Annotated in this window: 15 protein-coding genes and 1 pseudogene; 3 read left to right on the top strand and 13 right to left on the bottom strand. The window is 58.7% G+C overall.

Features of this window, described 5'->3' with window-relative positions; all coding sequences use genetic code 11:
* Positions 1 to 235: 235 nt before the first annotated feature.
* The 12 genes from lipA to PY650_RS19785 form a co-directional block, all read right to left on the bottom strand.
* A complete protein-coding gene (gene lipA / locus PY650_RS19840) occupies positions 236 to 1,207 on the bottom strand; it encodes a lipoyl synthase (RefSeq protein WP_285881255.1) in 972 nt (323 codons plus the stop codon).
* Between the two features lie 36 nt (positions 1,208 to 1,243).
* Positions 1,244 to 1,492 carry a GlsB/YeaQ/YmgE family stress response membrane protein gene (locus PY650_RS19835; protein WP_120704105.1) on the bottom strand — a complete coding sequence of 83 codons (249 nt, stop codon included), beginning with the start codon at positions 1,490 to 1,492 and terminating at the stop codon, positions 1,244 to 1,246.
* A 7-nt stretch (positions 1,493 to 1,499) separates the two neighbouring features.
* On the bottom strand, positions 1,500 to 1,760 hold the full coding sequence (locus PY650_RS19830; protein ID WP_285867465.1) for a GlsB/YeaQ/YmgE family stress response membrane protein: 261 nt from the start codon (positions 1,758 to 1,760) through the stop codon (positions 1,500 to 1,502).
* A 55-nt stretch (positions 1,761 to 1,815) separates the two neighbouring features.
* Positions 1,816 to 3,261, bottom strand: coding sequence for a dihydrolipoyl dehydrogenase (lpdA, locus tag PY650_RS19825; RefSeq protein ID WP_285881252.1), 1,446 nt, complete (start codon positions 3,259 to 3,261; stop codon positions 1,816 to 1,818).
* Between the two features lie 130 nt (positions 3,262 to 3,391).
* A complete protein-coding gene (locus PY650_RS19820; protein ID WP_285881250.1) occupies positions 3,392 to 4,033 on the bottom strand; it encodes an SGNH/GDSL hydrolase family protein in 642 nt (213 codons plus the stop codon).
* A gap of 25 nt (positions 4,034 to 4,058) precedes the next feature.
* Positions 4,059 to 5,405, bottom strand: coding sequence for a pyruvate dehydrogenase complex dihydrolipoamide acetyltransferase (locus tag PY650_RS19815; protein WP_285881249.1), 1,347 nt, complete (start codon positions 5,403 to 5,405; stop codon positions 4,059 to 4,061).
* Positions 5,406 to 5,420: 15 nt separating this feature from the next.
* Positions 5,421 to 6,806: a pyruvate dehydrogenase complex E1 component subunit beta gene (locus PY650_RS19810; RefSeq protein WP_285881248.1), complete on the bottom strand. Its 1,386-nt coding sequence runs from the start codon at positions 6,804 to 6,806 to the stop codon at positions 5,421 to 5,423.
* Between the two features lie 18 nt (positions 6,807 to 6,824).
* Entirely contained in the window at positions 6,825 to 7,868 is a 1,044-nt protein-coding gene (gene pdhA, locus PY650_RS19805) for a pyruvate dehydrogenase (acetyl-transferring) E1 component subunit alpha (protein ID WP_285881246.1), read from the bottom strand.
* Positions 7,869 to 8,025: 157 nt separating this feature from the next.
* Positions 8,026 to 8,337, bottom strand: coding sequence for an FtsB family cell division protein (locus PY650_RS19800; protein WP_285881244.1), 312 nt, complete (start codon positions 8,335 to 8,337; stop codon positions 8,026 to 8,028).
* Positions 8,338 to 8,619: 282 nt separating this feature from the next.
* Positions 8,620 to 9,894, bottom strand: a complete 1,275-nt coding sequence (gene eno, locus PY650_RS19795) for a phosphopyruvate hydratase (RefSeq protein ID WP_285881243.1) — start codon at positions 9,892 to 9,894, stop codon at positions 8,620 to 8,622.
* A gap of 148 nt (positions 9,895 to 10,042) precedes the next feature.
* Positions 10,043 to 10,882 carry a 3-deoxy-8-phosphooctulonate synthase gene (kdsA, locus tag PY650_RS19790; protein ID WP_285881241.1) on the bottom strand — a complete coding sequence of 280 codons (840 nt, stop codon included), beginning with the start codon at positions 10,880 to 10,882 and terminating at the stop codon, positions 10,043 to 10,045.
* On the bottom strand, positions 10,879 to 11,766 hold the full coding sequence (locus PY650_RS19785; protein WP_285881239.1) for a VOC family protein: 888 nt from the start codon (positions 11,764 to 11,766) through the stop codon (positions 10,879 to 10,881). The genes kdsA and PY650_RS19785 overlap by 4 nt, the downstream gene beginning before the upstream one ends.
* A 386-nt stretch (positions 11,767 to 12,152) precedes the next feature.
* On the opposite strand from PY650_RS19785, the gene PY650_RS19780 reads away from it, so the two are divergent.
* The 3 genes from PY650_RS19780 (at position 12,153) to lexA (ending at position 15,936) form a co-directional block, all read left to right on the top strand.
* Positions 12,153 to 14,258 carry a mechanosensitive ion channel family protein gene (locus tag PY650_RS19780; RefSeq protein WP_285881237.1) on the top strand — a complete coding sequence of 702 codons (2,106 nt, stop codon included), beginning with the start codon at positions 12,153 to 12,155 and terminating at the stop codon, positions 14,256 to 14,258.
* A 50-nt stretch (positions 14,259 to 14,308) separates the two neighbouring features.
* Positions 14,309 to 14,782: a DUF2721 domain-containing protein gene (locus PY650_RS19775; protein ID WP_285881235.1), complete on the top strand. Its 474-nt coding sequence runs from the start codon at positions 14,309 to 14,311 to the stop codon at positions 14,780 to 14,782.
* A gap of 431 nt (positions 14,783 to 15,213) precedes the next feature.
* Positions 15,214 to 15,936 (top strand): transcriptional repressor LexA, encoded by a 723-nt coding sequence (gene lexA, locus PY650_RS19770; RefSeq protein ID WP_285881234.1) that lies wholly within the window; start codon positions 15,214 to 15,216, stop codon positions 15,934 to 15,936.
* A 138-nt stretch (positions 15,937 to 16,074) separates the two neighbouring features.
* On the opposite strand, the pseudogene PY650_RS19765 reads toward lexA, so the two are convergent.
* Positions 16,075 to 16,239: pseudogene (locus PY650_RS19765) on the bottom strand (ComEC/Rec2 family competence protein); the annotation flags it as partial.
* Positions 16,240 to 16,371 lie beyond the last annotated feature (132 nt).

Genomic DNA, 16,371 nt, shown 5'->3' with positions numbered 1-16,371 from the left:
TTTGCCTTTTCGAGGATGTGAGCCGCGTGGTCTCTATCGACGGGATAGGGCGGCGCCTGCGACTTGACGGTCTGCTCCACGGTCCGCCTCATTATGATTCTAAAGCGCCGAAACCGGTAACTAGCGGCGGCGTGTTCCCTAGGCCGCTCCGATGACGAACACGTGACGGCGCGAACAAAAACCGCGGCACAATCGCCGCGGTTTGTTCGAAACGCAAGATTTAATCTTGTCGGACTTATTCAGCCGCCAGCAAAACCTTTTTCTCGCGGGCAGCCCGCAGCCGGGCGAAATCGTCGCCGGCATGGTGCGAAGAACGGGTGAGCGGGCTGGAGGCGACCATCAGGAAGCCCTTGGTGTAGGCGACCGTCTCGTAGGACTTGAATTCGTCAGGGGTGACGAAGCTCATGACCTGATGATGCTTGCGCGTCGGCTGCAGATACTGGCCGATGGTCAGGAAGTCGACGTCGGCGGTCCTGAGGTCGTCCATCAACTGCAGCACTTCGTTGCGCTCTTCGCCAAGGCCCACCATGATGCCGGACTTGGTGAACATGGTCGGATCGAGCTCCTTGACCCGCTGCAGCAGGCGGATCGAGTGGAAATAGCGGGCGCCGGGACGTACCGTCAGGTACTTGGAAGGTACCGTTTCCAGATTGTGATTGAAAACATCGGGCTTGGCAGCAACGACCCGTTCAAGAGCGCCTGGCTTGCGCAGGAAGTCCGGCGTCAGGATCTCGATCGTCGTTGCAGGCGACGCGGCGCGGATCGCCCAGATCACTTTTTCGAAGTGCTCGGCACCGCCGTCTTCCAGATCGTCGCGGTCAACGGACGTGATGACAACGTGGCTAAGGCCCATTTCCTTGACGGCCTTGGCAACATTTTCAGGCTCGGCCATATCGAGCGCATTCGGCTTGCCGGTCGAGACATTGCAGAATGCACAGGCGCGCGTACAAATCTCGCCCATGATCATGAAGGTCGCGTGCTTCTTGTCCCAGCATTCGCCGATATTCGGGCAGCCAGCCTCCTCGCATACGGTGACGAGCTTGTGCTCCTTCACGATCGAGCGGGTCTCGGCATAGCCTTTGGATGTCGGCGCCTTGACACGGATCCAATCCGGCTTGCGCAGGACTTCCGTATCCGGCCTATGCGCCTTTTCCGGATGCCTGATGCGCTTTGCCTCTGGATTGATGGTGTCGAGAATCGTGACCATGAAACGTCTACTTTCCGCCGCTGACCCGCGGCCTTTTCATCGCCGGACGAGTTTGGCGAGAAATATCAGAATGCAAGCACCGATGAAACCGGTGACGAAATAACCAAGCCGGCCCCCGGGCACACCGACATGCAGTTGCACAAGAATGCCCGCCGCAACGACCGAGCCGGCAATGCCAAGAACGATGTTGAGGATGATGCCGTAGCGCACTTCCATGAGCTTGCCCGCGAGCCAACCCGCAAGGCCGCCAATGATGATCAGACCAAGCCAGCCTACGCCTTCCATTGCGCCTTTACCCCCACGCTATCGCCCTTGCAAGAAGTACCACAATGATCGCGCCGACCGTCGCATGGATGATTTCGACCACGAGCGCATTTTGTATGCCGAGCGAAATCCCAAACCAATTAAACAGGAACCCGCCTACGAAAGCACCGATCACGCCACTCAACAAACAACTGATCAGGCCGCCACCGCCAACAACCAAGCTGGCGAGAAATCCCGCCACCAGACCGATCAGCAGAAAGACGATCCAAGCCTCAGTACCGATAGACATGATGATTTCCTTTGAAATTTTCCACCCTCTGGATAGAGGGCGAACCAGGAAATTATCAAGCGTTCAGCACCCGGCCGTAGGCGTCCAAACAGGCTTCCTTCATCGTTTCCGAAACGGTTGGATGCGGGAAGATCGTGTGCATCAGTTCCTCTTCGGTCGTCTCCAGATTCATGGCAACGACGAAGCCCTGGATCAGTTCGGTCACTTCGGCGCCGACCATGTGTGCGCCAAGCAGTTCACCGGTCTTCTTGTCGAAGATGACCTTGCAAAGCCCCTGGTCCTCGCCGAGAGCAATCGCCTTGCCGTTGGCCGTGAACGGGAAGCGGCCGACGCGGATGTCGCGACCGAGTTCCTTTGCCCTGGCTTCCGTCAGACCGACCGAGGCGACCTGCGGCTGGCAATAGGTGCAGCCCGGCACCTTGCTCTTGTCGGTCGGATGTACGTTCGGCAAGCCGGCGATCTTCTCGACGCAGACGACCCCCTCATGTTCGGCCTTGTGCGCCAGCATCGGCGGGCCGGCGACGTCGCCGATCGCATAGATGCCCGCAACGTTAGTCTTGCCGTAGCCGTCGATGACCACGCAACCACGATCTGTCTTCACGCCGAGCGCTTCCAGGCCGAGATTCTCGATATTGCCCTGCACGCCGACGGCGGAGATCATGCGGTCGGCGGTGATCTGCTGCACCTTGCCGTCTTCAGTCTCGATGTGCGCGGTGATGGAGTTGGCACTCTTGTCGACCTTGGTGACCTTCGTCTTGGTGAAGATCTTCAGGCCACGCTTTTCCAACTGCTTGCGGGCGATACCGGAAATTTCGGCGTCTTCGACCGGCATGACGGTCGGCATGATTTCAACGACGGTGACATCGACGCCGAGCGAGCGATAGAAACTTGCAAATTCGATGCCGATGGCGCCGGAACCCATGACCACGAGCGACTTTGGCAGGAAATCCGGCTTCAACGCTTCGAAATAGGTCCAGATCAGCTTGCCGTCCGGTTCGATACCGGGCAAAGCGCGCGGACGGGCGCCGGTGGCGACGATGATGTGCTTGGCGGTATAGGTGCCCTCGCCCTTGACGTTCTTCGGCAGCGGATGCTGCGGCTCGACGACAGGCTTGGTCGACTTGCCGACGACGATTTCGCCGGGCTTGGTAATCTTGGCCTCGCCCCAGATCACGTCGACCTTGTTCTTCTTCATGAGGAAGCCGACGCCCATGTTGAGGCGGAGGGATACGCCGCGCGAACGGGCGACGACCGCCTTGACATCGGGCGTAACCTTGCCTTCCAGGACAAGGCCATAGTCCTTCAGATGATTGGAATGATCGAGGATTTCGGCCGAGCGCAACAGCGCTTTGGTCGGAATGCAGCCCCAGTTCAGGCAGATGCCGCCCAAGTGCTCTCGTTCGACGATCGCCGTCTTCAGGCCAAGCTGGCCGGCGCGCACGGCGGCGACATAGCCGCCAGGGCCAGAGCCGATGATGATGACGTCGTAATTCTCAGCCATATGTTTCCTGCCTTTGGTTGGCGACCAGTCGAAGCCCAGCCTGCCTTAATTTTCCCGAAGCCCGATACCAAACCGAAGGACCGCAGGGATTTGAAGCGGCTTTCAGGTAAGATCGCACTCAATCAAATGGTTAAAGCCCGAGCATCATCCGCACGATCGGCTCGAGGCCGCGGCCGAGCGCCCGCGTGTTATCTGCATCGAGATGCACGCCGTCGAGCGGCGTGGTGACGGCAACCGTGCCTGCGTCGAAAAAGCCGCAGCCCTGTTCGTCGGCCAAATCGCGATAGAGCGTTGCAAGCTTTGCCGACTCCTTGACCGCGCCGAGGAAATGAGCGGCGAAAGCCGCATTGGCGGTCTCGCTGATGGGTGGGGGAGCCACGATCAAAATGTCGGGGACTTCATATTCGAAGCCCGATGTATGACTGCGCACCAGCTGAATCAAGCGGCTGATGCCCTGCAAAGCGGCAAAGGCCGAACCGGCGATCACCGGCTTCATGTCGTTGGTGCCCAACATGATGATGACGAGATCGAGCGGCGTGTGCGTCTGCAGGATCGTCGGCAAGACCTTCACACCGTTACGATCGCAATCGGCGAGATGGTCGTCGAAAGCCGTAGTGCGTCCGTTCAGCCCTTCCGGAATCATCCGGACCTGATCGCCGAGCGCCTTCTGTAGCACGCTCGGCCATCGATCTTCGAAGGCATGCCGTCCGATCGTCTCGGCGTTATAGCCCCATGTCAGCGAGTCGCCATAACACAGAACGGTCTTGGTCATTCATGCCTCCGTTTGACGACAAGGCTCAGACGAGCATCCCCATCGGGTTTTCGATATAGCCCTTGAAGGCTGCCAGAAGTTCCGCGCCAAGCGCACCGTCGACACAACGATGGTCGGTCGACAAGGTGACGCTCATCATGGTGGCGATGGCCATTTCACCCTTCTTGACGATGACACGCTGCTCGCCCGCGCCGACGGCCAGGATGGTCGCATGCGGCGGGTTGATGACAGCGGAGAAGTTCTTGACGCCCATCATGCCCATATTCGACACGGCAGTCGTGCCGCCCTGGTATTCCTCAGGCTTCAGCTTGCGCTCCTTGGCGCGCTTGCCGTAGTCCTTCATCTCGTTGGAGATGGCCGACAGCGTCTTCAGCTCGGCGCTGCGGATGATCGGCGTGATCAGGCCGCCCGGTATGGACACGGCAACGCCGACATCGGCGTGCTTGTGCTTGACCATGTTGTTGTCGGTCCAGGAGACGTTGGCATCCGGTACATCGCGCAGCGAAAGCGCCAGAGCCTTGATGACCATGTCATTGACCGAGAGCTTGTAGGCCGCAACGCCATCCTTCGACTTTGGAGCAGCATCGTTGAGCTGCGTGCGCAGCGCCAACAATGCGTCCAATTCGCAATCGACGGTGACGTAGAAATGCGGAACGGTCTGCTTGGATTCCTGCAGGCGCTTGGCAATGGTCTTGCGCATGCCGTCATGCGGCACGAGCTCGTAGGAACCGGGCTCGAACAGCTTGAGAACGGCGTCTTCCGACATGCCCTTCAGCGCTGCTGCGGCCGCGGCCTGGGCAGCGGCGGCCGGTTGAGCGGCAGGAGCAGCCGCCGGAGCGGCCTTGGCAACGCCTGTGCCGGCAACAGCCGCTTCGATATCCTTCTTGATCACCCGGCCATGCGGGCCGGAGCCGACGAGCGCCGTCAGGTCGATGCCGGACTCCTTGGCAAGGCGGCGAGCGAGCGGCGAAGCGAAGGTGCGATGACCATCCGTCGAAAGGGCCGCAGGCACAACCGGCGCAGGCTGTGCGGCCGGCGCGGAATGGGCCGGAGCAGTCTCCGCCTTTGGCGCTGGTGCCGCGGCGGCAGGCGCAGCAGCGGCGCCGGAGGCAGCGGCGGAAACATCCTCGCCTTCGCCGGCCAGAACTGCGATCAGCGCATTAACCTTGACGCCTTCCGTACCGGCCGGAACAACGATCTTGGCGACGGTGCCTTCATCGACGGCTTCGACTTCCATCGTTGCTTTGTCGGTCTCGATCTCGGCGATAACGTCACCGGACTTGATCTTATCGCCTTCCTTGACAAGCCACTTGGCGAGGTTGCCCTCTTCCATGGTCGGCGAGAGGGCAGGCATGGTGATGTTGATAGGCATCGAAGAGCCCTCCCCTTATTTGTAGCAAACGGCTTTCACCGCATCGACCACTTCGGCGACGCTCGGAAGCGCCAGCTTTTCGAGGTTGGCGGCGTAGGGCATGGGCACATCCTTGCCGGCGACCGTCAGGATCGGCGCGTCGAGATAATCGAAGGCCTGCTGCATGACGCGGGTGGCGATTTCAGTGCCGACGGACGACTGCGGATAGCCTTCCTCGACAGTCACCAGGCGACCGGTCTTCTTGACGGAACCGATGATCGTCGGCAGGTCCATCGGACGGATGGTGCGAAGGTCGATGAGCTCGACATCAATGCCCTGGGCTTCCAGCTCGGCGACCGCCTTGGTGGCATAGGTCATGCCGATACCGAAGGACACGACCGTTGCGTCCTTGCCGGAACGATGGATGCGGGCCTTGCCGATCGGCACAACGAAATTATCGAGCTTTGGCACGTCGAAGTGCTGGCCGTAAAGAATCTCGTTTTCAAGGAAGATCACCGGGTTCGGGTCGCGGATCGCCGCTTTCAGCAGACCCTTGGCGTCGGCTGCCGTGTAGGGCATGACCACCTTCAGACCCGGAATGTGGCTGTACCAGGCTGCATAGTCCTGGCTGTGCTGGGCCGCGACGCGTGCCGCCGCGCCGTTCGGCCCGCGGAAAACCATCGGGGCACCCATCTGGCCGCCGGACATATAGAGCGTCTTGGCGGCGGAGTTGATGATCTGGTCGATCGCCTGCATGGCGAAGTTGAAAGTCATGAACTCGACGATCGGGCGAAGGCCTGCCATGGCCGCACCGACGCCGACGCCGGCAAAACCGTGCTCGGTGATCGGGGTATCGATCACGCGGCGTGGACCGAATTCCTGCAGCAGGCCCTGCGTAACCTTATAGGCGCCCTGGTATTCGGCGACTTCTTCGCCCATGACGAAGACGTCCGGATTGGCGCGCATTTCTTCAGCCATGGCGTCGCGCAGCGCTTCACGTACCGTCATCGACACCATTTCCGTGCCGGCCGGAATTTCCGGATCGGCGGGAGCATGAGCCTTGGGCTGGGCCGGAACGGGTGCGGCGGCTACGGGCGCCGGACCGGTTGCAGCGGCCTCGGCCTTTGGCGGTTCGACAGCCGGAGCAGCCTTGGCGGTCGAAATGTCCGAAGCGGACTCACCATCCTGCAACAGGATCGCGATCTTGGTGTTGACCTTGACGCCTTCGGTGCCGGCTTCGATCAAAAGCTTGCCGATCGTGCCTTCGTCGACAGCTTCCACTTCCATGGTGGCCTTGTCGGTCTCGATTTCGGCAATAACGTCGCCGGAAGCAACCTTGTCGCCTTCGTGCTTGAGCCATTTCGAAAGGGTGCCCTCTTCCATCGTCGGAGAAAGGGCGGGCATAAGAATATCGATGGGCATGGATCGTCCCTCCCCGATTTAGAGCAGAATGTCGGTAAAGAGCTCGGATGCATCCGGCTCCGGATCGGCCTGGGCGAAGTCGGCGCTGTCAGCGACGATGTCGCGAACATCCTTGTCGATCGCCTTCAGCTCGTCTTCCGACGCCCAACCCTTTTCCAAGAGGCGGGCACGAACCTGCTCGATCGGGTCATGTTCGGAGCGCATCTTCTGCACTTCGTCCTTGGAACGATACTTAGCCGGGTCCGACATGGAATGGCCGCGGTAACGATAGGTCAGCATTTCCAGAATGATCGGGCCCTTGCCGGAACGGCAATATTCAACCGCTTCATCGGCGGCAGCCTTGACGGCGCGAACATCCATGCCATCGACCTGGATGCCGGGGATGCCGAAGGAGGCGCCGCGCTTGGAGAAGTCGGCTTGCGCGGTTGCGCGTGCGGTCGACGTACCCATGGCGTAACGGTTGTTCTCGATCACGTAGATCACCGGCAGCTTCCAGAGCTCCGCCATGTTGAAGCTTTCGTAGACCTGGCCCTGGTTGGCAGCGCCGTCGCCGAAATAGGCGACGCTGACATTGTCATTACCGCGATACCAGTTGGCGAAGCCGAGGCCGGTGCCGAGCGAGACCTGCGCACCGACGATGCCGTGGCCGCCGTAGAAGTTCTTTTCCTTGGAGAACATATGCATGGAGCCGCCCTTGCCTCGGGAATAGCCGCCCCGGCGTCCGGTGAGCTCGGCCATGACGCCGCGGGCGCTCATGCCGGTCGCCAGCATATGGCCGTGGTCACGATAGCCGGTGATGACCTGGTCGCCATCCTTCAGGGCCAACTGCATGCCGACAACGACCGCTTCCTGACCGATGTAAAGGTGACAGAAGCCGCCGATGAAGCCCATGCCGTAAAGCTGGCCGGCTTTCTCTTCAAAGCGGCGGATCAGGAGCATCTCACGATAGGCCTTGAGCTCCGCATCGCGGTCGAATTCCGCGATCGCACCACCGTTGGTGTCTTTGACAGGCTTGGATGTTGTCTTGCGGCTGGAAACGGACGCGGATTTTCGCGGCGCCATTCAACCCTCCCTGTGTGAGTAGCATCGTGTTGTAGCGCCGCGTAACATAGGCAAGATTGTTCGCCACAGCAATGCTATAATTGCATGGCTCATATTCTCCACAAGCGATTGATATGCTTATAAAAAGTGCGATTAACCTAAAATCGGTTAATTGTGGCTATTTGTTGAAGATGACGATTTCGTCGGTTTTGGAATAGGTCAATTGATAGCGCGCATATTGGTCGAGCATATCCTTGTCCAGCGAGCCATCGCTGAGCAAAGCCACTTCCTTTTCAAGATGTTCGCGCTTGGCGACGAGATCGGCAAGCTCTTTGCTGCGCTCGATGCGCTGCTGCTCGAAAACCTCGGTCGCCTTCAGACCGTAGTCGCCATGAATGCAGTGATAGCCAAAATAGCTCACGAAGGCGACCGTGATGGCGGGAAGGATGAAACGGCCGAACTTTCGCTTCTTATGATATTTTGTCCACATACTCGCTTGCTCAAAACGCTCTACCGAGAATGATCCCGAACTTCAGGTCCGCGCGGCGGAAATGCGCGGCCAATCCAGATAAGATCACGCTAAATCAGACATCCATGAAGACACTAGAGGTGAGAGATTAACCATCCGTTGACTCTGCCATTTTTCCAACAAAAAACCGCGCCCGAAGGCGCGGTTCAAGATCAGGAATATATTGGCTTATAAGTCGACAGGATCGTTATCCGGTGCGAACAAGCCTTCCTGAAACCCTTTGATTTTCAGGGGCACGAATTATCAGCCGCGAATGATGGAGCGACCGGCATATTGTGCCTGCGGGCCGAGCGCTTCTTCGATGCGGATGAGCTGGTTGTACTTGGCAAGACGATCCGAACGCGACAGCGAGCCGGTCTTGATCTGACCGCAGTTGGTAGCAACTGCAAGATCGGCGATGGTCGAATCTTCGGTTTCGCCGGAACGGTGTGACATGACGGCCGTGTAGTTCGCCTTGTGCGCGGTTTCGACAGCATCGAGCGTTTCGGTGAGCGAGCCGATCTGGTTGACCTTTACGAGGATCGAGTTGGCGACACCCATGCGGATGCCGTCGCGCAGACGGGCCGAGTTGGTGACGAACAGATCGTCGCCGACGAGTTGCGTCTTCTTGCCGATCAGATCGGTCAAGGTCTTCCAGCCTTCCCAATCGTCTTCGGCCATGCCGTCTTCGATCGAAACGATCGGATACTTGGCGGCGAGTTCGGCAAGGTATTCTGCCATGGCGCCGGATTCCAGCGTTCGGCCTTCACCTTCCAAAACGTATTTGCCGTCCTTGAAGAATTCCGTCGAAGCGCAGTCGAGGCCGAGAGCGATTTCCTCGCCCGGCTTGTAGCCAGCCTTTTCGATGGATTTCATGATGAAGTCGAGGGCAGCCGGTGCGCTGGAGAGGCCAGGTGCGAAACCGCCTTCGTCGCCGACATTGGTGTTGTGGCCCTGGGAAGCGAGTTCCTTCTTGAGGACGTGGAAAACTTCAGAGCCCATGCGCACGGCGTCGCGCAGGGTATCTGCGCCGACCGGCAGGATCATGAATTCCTGGAAGTCGATCGGATTGTCGGCATGGGCACCGCCGTTGATGATATTCATCATCGGAACCGGCAGCAGGCGGGCATGGGCGCCGCCGACATAGCGATAGAGCGGCAGGTTGGCGCACTGGGCGGCAGCCTTGGCGACGGCAAGCGATACGCCGAGGATGGCGTTTGCGCCGAGGCGCGACTTGTTCGGCGTGCCATCGAGTTCGATCATGATATTGTCGATCTGGATCTGGTTCTCGGCATCGATGCCGCCGATTGCGTCGAAGATCTCCGTATTGACGGCTTCAACGGCCTTCTCGACACCCTTGCCATGATAACGCTTGCCGCCGTCGCGAACTTCAACGGCTTCATGCGCGCCCGTAGACGCGCCCGACGGAACCGCTGCGCGGCCCATGCTGCCGTCTTCGAGGTAGACATCGACTTCGACGGTGGGATTACCACGGCTGTCGAGAATCTCGCGGGCGATAATGTCGGTGATTGCGGTCATGATAGCTTCCTGCTCGCTGGTTATAAATCGATTTAAATCGTCTTAGTCTAAGACGCGGAATTTACAAAGCAGATCCGCGCCCCTATTTGGCACTCCTAAAGGCCGCTTAGCGCAACTTGATGTCAGCCTGTTGAACGCCTCTTATTTCTCAGGCCTTGGCGATCGCGTCGAAGGCAAGAAGCCTTTCCAAGAGCCGCGGCATGTCCTTCAGGTAGACCATGTTCGGGCCGTCAGACGGAGCGTTGTCCGGATCTTCATGGGTCTCAACGAAGACGCCCGCTACGCCGACAGCGACGGCCGCGCGTGCCAGGGTCTCCACGAAACGACGTTCGCCACCGGTGGAGCCACCCTGGCCGCCCGGCTGCTGCACCGAATGAGTCGCATCGAAAATCACCGGCGCACCCATGGCCGCCATGATCGGCAGCGAGCGCATGTCGGAGACCAAGGTGTTGTAGCCGAAGGAAGCACCACGCTCGCACAAAAGCACATTGGGGTTGCCGCTGTCATTCAACTTTGCCAGCACGTTCTTCATGTCCCAGGGCGCGAGGAACTGGCCTTTCTTAACGTTGACGACGCGGCCGGTCTTGGCTGCGGCGACGAGAAGGTCGGTCTGTCGCGACAGAAACGCGGGGATCTGCAGAATATCCACCGTCTTGGCGACGATGGCGCATTGTTCTTCCGTATGGATGTCGGTCAGAACCGGAAAGCCGAACTCCTTCTTCAGATCGGCAAAGACGTCCATGGACTTTTCCAGCCCCATGCCGCGCTTGCCGGAGAGAGACGTGCGGTTCGCCTTATCGAAGGACGACTTATAGACAAGGCCGATGCCAAGCTTGTCGCAGAGCTCCTTCAACACGCCGGCGATCATGAAGGCATGATCGCGACTTTCCATCTGGCAGGGGCCAGCGATCAACGACAGCTTGGCGGTATTGGAAAACAGAACCTTGGATGCGCCCTCGCCGACGATCACTTCGGAATTGGTGCTCATGCTATCTCCTCGAAGGCAAACAGCGCCCCCTGTCCTGGGGCGGGTTTTGCCAGAATACGATTGTTCTTACGCGTGTATGTGACGCCGTTAGCAGCCAAATGCGCCGATGTCACGGAAAGATCGCGGGTCTTGAAAAGGATTGCCCGCGCTCGAAGGCCAGGATCTTCATCTGGCACGGTTTGATCGTAAAAGGCTTCCATGCCTTCCGGGGTCAGCACCTCGATCTTGGCATTTTCGGTCTCGACGGTGATGCCAAAGGAATGCGTCGATATCTTCGGTCCATCGGCGACCTGTTCGAAAAAGCCGCGAAAGGCTGCTGGCTTCGGCGCCGATACCGCAACCCGTGCAATTCCCGTGACGCCGTTTTCATGGCGCTCCAAGGAACTGCGATCAGCCGGCAATGGATTGATGCGCTGGCAGCAGAAGGTCAAGAAATCCGGCGAACGAAGATCGGCCGCAAAAGCAAGACGAAAACCGGCCGTCACCTCCGAGCCATCCGGCATGCGCATCGGTCGGGCAAAATCCAGCATGTTTCCGCCCGATATGGCGTTGGCCCGGAATCGCTCGTCGTCGGCAACCGCATCGTCCGTTGCGAAAACGATGGCCGAAAATCCTTCTTCGTCGATACGAAAACGATAGGCCTGGTCGCGGGCGACGAAAACATTGCCCTCCCCCACACTCGCCTCGTACTTTTCACGTGATGCAATGCCCAAGGGCTCCAGATAGGTCTTGTCGGACAGGAAAACGCATGCGTTCTCGGTACCGAAGGGGTGTCGCGCCTCGGCGGCCACCGTAAAGCCGAGCTTGCCCAGCCTTTCCCGCACCACGGCGATGTTTATGGTTGGCAGAACGAGATGATCCAAAAGATGCGGCGATGAGGTCATGGTCTCTTCCTTCACATCTGCGCAGGTTTGCGCTCATCTGCCATTCAATTCAAGATGAAAGCGCTGCGCAGCCTCCGGGCAACCCAGCCGAATTACATATGCTCCGGCTTGAAACTCTCCCTTGTGGACGCACAATAATTCGATCACTATTGATACCGTACTGCAATAAAATGAGCTGGAATGCAGTCGCAGGTAATTGATGCTGGTGACGATAGCGCCGAAAGCCTCTTTCCCGACAGCAACACAAAATACGCATTCTTCCGTTTCGGATCATCCAAAACTAGCGCAGTTCACCATCCGTGTTCGGAAAGACAAGACAGCGATCTGCCGCTGCTACTATTTTGCGGCAGTCCTTAATTTGGTTTATCGGGTGTTTGCGGGGAGACATGCGCTTGATGCTCGTCGAGGGGGCGCCCACACGCGCGATCTTGTTCCTGTCGGTTCGTATTCATCTTGCCTTCTCCCGTGGCTTGATCCCCTTTATATTTGCCCTTCTATTCATGGCGATCGCGCAACAGCCCTGCCACGCACAGTCGCCGGAGATGCCCCCCGCGCCCCAGCCTGCGCCCCTGCCTGCAAAGGTGTCGGAACTGCTTCACCTGATGAACGATCCGGAGTTGCGCCAATGGCTGGAAAAGCGTCAGGCTGCCGAGCAGCCGACACCCGCAATCGCCGAGACAATGATAGAAAGCGGAGAGGCCAAGGCTCGCACCCGATATCAGGCGCTGCGATCGGCCATTCCAACCGTGCCGGCACAGATTGCCGCCGCGGCAAGCAGGGTGCGTGAACAGGCGAAGAATAGCGGCTTTGCGCCCGCCACCGTAATGTTCACGGCATTGGTCTGCGTCGGCTTCGCGGCAGAGTGGTTTTTCAAGAAAGCCGTCGTCAAGGCGCGATTTGGCAATCCTCTTGTTGCATACGCGGTAGGCGAATTCGGGCCGTGGGTCACCTTCATGCTCGTCAGCTCCGCCATCTTCCTGGCGATAGACTGGCCACCACTTCTACACGTGGTGATCCTGTTTTATCTGCTGGCGTTCATCATCGCCCGCCTGGCGTTTGCCGTCTTAAAGCCGTTGACGGACGCTGGCGCTCTGTCGGCTTTCGGCACTCGCAGGATCCGCCTTTTCATTGCTGTCCTGGCGGTCGCCGGCGCCACCACCTCGCTGGCGAGACCGCTCTCCATCGACAGAGATGTCGAAACCATCATGTCCTACGGTTTCTCCATTCTCCTATTGCTGATTGCAATCGAGGCCGTTTGGCGACGACCGGAAAATGCAAGCGCCGCCGAACAGCGAACCGTTGTGAGCGTCCTTTATTCGCTTTACATGATCTGCCTCTGGTTTTTCTGGGCGGTCAACTTCCTCGGCCTCTTCTGGGCGGGAATCTATCTCATCGTTCTTCCCAGGCTGTTGACCGCCGTCGGGCGAACGGCCGAGGCCTTCGCAAAAGGACGCTGGCCCAACGACAACAAGACCAGCGCGCGTACGGTCCTGGCCGTTCGGGGTGCGCGGGCGTTCGTCATCGTCGCGGCGGTCGCGTGGGTCATATTCATCTGGCAATACAATCCCAATATTCTCGTAAGGGAAAATCCAACGATTGACGCTGCAGTCCGCGGTGCGTTGAAGAGCATCGTCATTCTGATTTTTGCCGATCTTTGTTGGCAGCTATCAAAGGCATTCATCGATGCAAGGATGGGTGATGCCGACAGCGTCGCATCGTCGCCATCGGCGGATGTGGCGCGCGCAGGCCGCCTACGCACCCTGCTGCCAATTTTCCGCAACGCGCTGGCGGCCGTCGTCATCGCCGCTGCCGTCCTTACCGTGCTGGCGGAAATGGGCGTGCAGATCGGGCCGCTGATCGCGGGAGCTGGAATATTTGGCGTGGCCGTGGGCTTCGGCTCGCAAACGCTCGTCAAGGATATCGTCAGCGGCATTTTCTACTTGATGGACGATGCCTTCCGCGTCGGAGAATACATTCAAAGCGGGAATTATATGGGAACGGTGGAATCCTTCAGCCTCCGCTCCGTCAGGCTCCGGCATCATCGCGGTGCCGTGTTTACGGTGCCGTTCGGTGAACTCGGCGCAGTTCAGAATATGAGCCGCGACTGGGTGGCCGATAAATTCCTGCTGCGGTTTCCCTTCAACACCGATGTGGCCAAGGCAAAAAGGATCATCACGCAAATCGGAGAGCAATTGAAGGAGGACCCGGAAATCGGCCCGCAGATCCTCAAGACGCTGGAGATGAAGGGTGTCGAGCAGATCGGCGACTTCGGCGTCGAACTCAGCTTCGCCTTTACAGCCCTCCCCGGTCGGCAGACCTACATTCGGCGGCAGGCCTATACCATGATCCGCGACGCCTTTATCGAAAATGGCATCGATTTCGCCCAGCCGGCCGCGCAGGCGGGTGGCGAGGACAAATCCGACGCCGCCGCTTTGACGCTGCAGAAGAAGTGGGGTGAACAAATGGCGAGATCGCCATCGCCGCGAACATGAAACATGTGCGTCATGTCGGCGGATGACATTAGATTTGAAGGAGACCAACCGTGCTGAGTGACCAGCTAACGCCCGATGCTGCACACGTTATTCAGGTAGCATTGACGCCAGTCTTCCTGCTTGCCGGCACAGCCGGGTGCCTCAATGTCTTCTCGACCAGACTCGCCCGTGTCTCGGATCGGGTGAACAGCCTTTTTGAGCGGGTGATCTCAGACAATTCCGATGAAGCGCGCCTACTGCAGCTCTATTACCTGCGCCGGCGAACATTGGCGCTGGAGATTGCCGTCCTCTTCGGTACGGTATCGGGCGTATTCACTTGTCTCGCGACACTCGGCCTCATGAGCGGAGCGATTCGCCAGCAGTATCGCGAGCAACTGCTGCTCTGGTTCTTCGGCCTCGCCGTTGTCGCGCTTATGGGCGCTTTCGCCGCCTTTCTCTTCGAGATGTTCCTCGCCGGCCGCAGCATGCTGAATCAGATCGCCAACGACCGCGCCTTGCTCGAGCGTCGCCGGGAGGGGTTATGAGAAATATCCAATCTCCGCCCAGCCTGTTGAATTCGTGCACGATCTCGCCGCGGATCGCGCAGATACTCGCAGTCGCGCCACTTTTAGATGCGGTCCTCAAAACTTGATCCGCTGCCTGCTCCCCGCCATTCGGAGAGCATCGTCCTCCAAAGAGCTTATCGCGCTGACAGCTTTGGTTTCTCATCCCCCTTGAAGACATAAGGCTTTCGATAGAAAAATTTCTGTGCGTCAGATTCTGCTTATATTTCCGTTTGTTAACACATGCATATCCCGAAAAACCGTCCGGTTGGGACCGGTTATGTTCTCATTTATTTGATGCGCTTACAAAACCTTCACCAAAATTTAAGGGCTTGCGGAACACATATGGAACATATAGTGTCCGTTCTGTATTTGTTTCACGACGCTTTACTCAATTCTGGGGTCCGAAGACGATGTTGACACGCAAGCAGCAGGAACTGCTTCTCTTCATTCACGAACGAATGAAGGAGTCCGGTGTCCCGCCATCTTTCGATGAAATGAAGGATGCGTTGGACCTCGCGTCCAAATCCGGCATTCACCGCCTCATCACCGCTTTGGAAGAGCGCGGCTTCATTCGCCGCCTGCCGAACCGGGCTCGCGCGTTAGAGGTCATCAAGCTGCCGGAAGCCTATAGTCCAAGTCTGCAGCCACGCCGCGGCTTTTCGCCGAGCGTCATCGAGGGCAGCCTTGGCAAGCCGCAGCTGGTACCGCCACCCGCTCCCGCCAGACCGACGAATGAGGAAAATAACAGCTCCGTCTCCGTGCCGGTCATGGGGCGCATTGCCGCCGGTGTGCCGATCTCTGCAATCCAGAACAATACCCACGACATCACCGTTCCAGCCGATATGCTTGGTTCCGGCGAACATTATGCGCTTGAGGTCAAGGGCGATTCGATGATCGATGCCGGCATTTTTGACGGCGACACGGTGATTATCCGTAACGCCACGACAGCCAACCCCGGCGATATCGTTGTGGCTCTCGTTGATGATGAAGAGGCAACGTTGAAGCGCTTCCGCCGCAAGGGTGCCTCGATCGCACTTGAGGCGGCGAACCCGGCTTACGAGACCCGGATCTTCGGACCGGATCGCGTCAAGGTGCAGGGCAAGCTCGTCGGCCTCATCCGCCGTTATCACTGACCGGCGACACCGGTGCGATCGGCGCTCCAAACGTGCCCGATTGCCAATCATAGGCGCGTTGCAATTTTCAACGCCGCGCCAAAGGTTGAAACACAGTCTTTGCTGCCAGTTTGTCGGCGCTGAGGTCCATTTCGATGGAATCCGAATGATCGCCATCATGGTGAAAGCGCGTTCCACCGCTATACCGAAACCGGAAATGAGATAGTAGGCCGTTACAGCGATCAGCGCGCTGAGGGCTTTAATCTTTTTCGTTGGCCTGGCCTGCGCCAGACCGAAAAACAGGCTTAGGGCATAGCGCAGGCCTTGCGTCCCTGCGGTTGGGTTGCCTTGGCGCGAAAAATAACGGTCGTTTTGCCACGGCCACGCACGGCGAGCGGAGCAAGATCCCGGCTACCCGCCGGCTGATCCGGTGCCTCTAGATTAGGCATTCGCGCC

Source organism: Martinezella calliandrae (genome assembly GCF_030272695.1).
Lineage (GTDB): Bacteria > Pseudomonadota > Alphaproteobacteria > Rhizobiales > Rhizobiaceae > Rhizobium > Rhizobium calliandrae.
The sequence above is the reverse complement of the archived record's forward strand: the minus strand, read 5'-3'. Positions and strand labels throughout refer to the sequence as shown.

Bases quoted from the DNA above. Each gene is read 5' to 3' on its own strand.
- lipA (WP_285881255.1), bottom strand. From the start codon at position 1,207: ATGGTCACGATTCTCGACACCATCAATCCAGAGGCAAAGCGCATCAGG.
- PY650_RS19835 (WP_120704105.1), bottom strand. From the start codon at position 1,492: ATGGAAGGCGTAGGCTGGCTTGGTCTGATCATCATTGGCGGCCTTGCG.
- PY650_RS19830 (WP_285867465.1), bottom strand. From the start codon at position 1,760: ATGTCTATCGGTACTGAGGCTTGGATCGTCTTTCTGCTGATCGGTCTG.
- lpdA (WP_285881252.1), bottom strand. From the start codon at position 3,261: ATGGCTGAGAATTACGACGTCATCATCATCGGCTCTGGCCCTGGCGGC.
- PY650_RS19820 (WP_285881250.1), bottom strand. From the start codon at position 4,033: ATGACCAAGACCGTTCTGTGTTATGGCGACTCGCTGACATGGGGCTAT.
- PY650_RS19815 (WP_285881249.1), bottom strand. From the start codon at position 5,405: ATGCCTATCAACATCACCATGCCTGCCCTCTCGCCGACCATGGAAGAG.
- PY650_RS19810 (WP_285881248.1), bottom strand. From the start codon at position 6,806: ATGCCCATCGATATTCTTATGCCCGCCCTTTCTCCGACGATGGAAGAG.
- pdhA (WP_285881246.1), bottom strand. From the start codon at position 7,868: ATGGCGCCGCGAAAATCCGCGTCCGTTTCCAGCCGCAAGACAACATCC.
- PY650_RS19800 (WP_285881244.1), bottom strand. From the start codon at position 8,337: ATGTGGACAAAATATCATAAGAAGCGAAAGTTCGGCCGTTTCATCCTT.
- eno (WP_285881243.1), bottom strand. From the start codon at position 9,894: ATGACCGCAATCACCGACATTATCGCCCGCGAGATTCTCGACAGCCGT.
- kdsA (WP_285881241.1), bottom strand. From the start codon at position 10,882: ATGAGCACCAATTCCGAAGTGATCGTCGGCGAGGGCGCATCCAAGGTT.
- PY650_RS19785 (WP_285881239.1), bottom strand. From the start codon at position 11,766: ATGACCTCATCGCCGCATCTTTTGGATCATCTCGTTCTGCCAACCATA.
- PY650_RS19780 (WP_285881237.1), top strand. From the start codon at position 12,153: ATGCGCTTGATGCTCGTCGAGGGGGCGCCCACACGCGCGATCTTGTTC.
- lexA (WP_285881234.1), top strand. From the start codon at position 15,214: ATGTTGACACGCAAGCAGCAGGAACTGCTTCTCTTCATTCACGAACGA.